Annotated in this window: 1 protein-coding gene; it reads right to left on the reverse strand. The window is 45.6% G+C overall.

Translation table 11 applies throughout. The features are described from left to right. On the reverse strand, window positions 1-902 hold a 902-nt coding region (tuf, locus tag L6C30_RS14615; protein ID WP_236163334.1), incomplete at both ends, for an elongation factor Tu.

Raw genomic sequence — 902 nt, forward strand, 5'->3', positions numbered from 1 at the left:
TCCATTGCGATTGGGTGGATTAATTCTACTGACATTTCAACGTTGTCACCTGGCATTACCATTTCAACGCCTTCTTTCAACTGGATTGCACCAGTTACGTCAGTTGTACGGAAATAGAATTGTGGACGGTAACCGTTAAGGAATGGAGTGTGACGACCACCTTCTTCTTTAGAAAGTACGTATACTTCCGCATCGAATTTAGTGTGTGGCTTGATTGTACCTGGTTTAGCAAGTACTTGACCACGTTGTACGTCTTCACGCTTAGTACCACGTAAAAGAACACCACAGTTCTCGCCCGCACGACCTTCGTCTAGAAGTTTACGGAACATTTCTACGCCAGTTACAGTTGTTTTAACTGTGTCTTTGATACCTACGATTTCAACTTCTTCGCCTACTTTCACGATACCAGTTTCTACACGGCCAGTTACTACTGTACCACGACCAGAAATAGAGAATACGTCTTCGATTGGCATTAAGAATGCTTGGTCAATTGCACGTACTGGCTCTGGGATGTAAGTGTCAAGCGCTTCAACAAGAGCTTCAACTGCAGCTTCACCATATTGACCAGCGTCACCGTTAAGCGCAAGAAGAGCTGAACCACGGATAACTGGAGTGTCATCACCTGGGAAGTCGTAAGTAGAAAGAAGTTCACGAACTTCCATTTCAACTAGTTCAAGAAGTTCTTCGTCGTCTACAAGGTCGCATTTGTTTAAGAATACGATGATGTAAGGTACACCTACCTGACGAGAAAGAAGGATGTGTTCACGAGTTTGTGGCATTGGACCGTCAGTCGCAGCACATACAAGGATCGCGCCGTCCATCTGAGCAGCACCAGTAATCATGTTTTTAACATAATCGGCGTGGCCCGGGCAGTCTACGTGCGCGTAGTGACGAGTTGGAGA

This window comes from Acinetobacter sp. KAM396 (assembly GCF_021602765.1).
In the GTDB taxonomy this organism is placed as follows: Bacteria; Pseudomonadota; Gammaproteobacteria; order Pseudomonadales; family Moraxellaceae; genus Acinetobacter; species Acinetobacter towneri_A.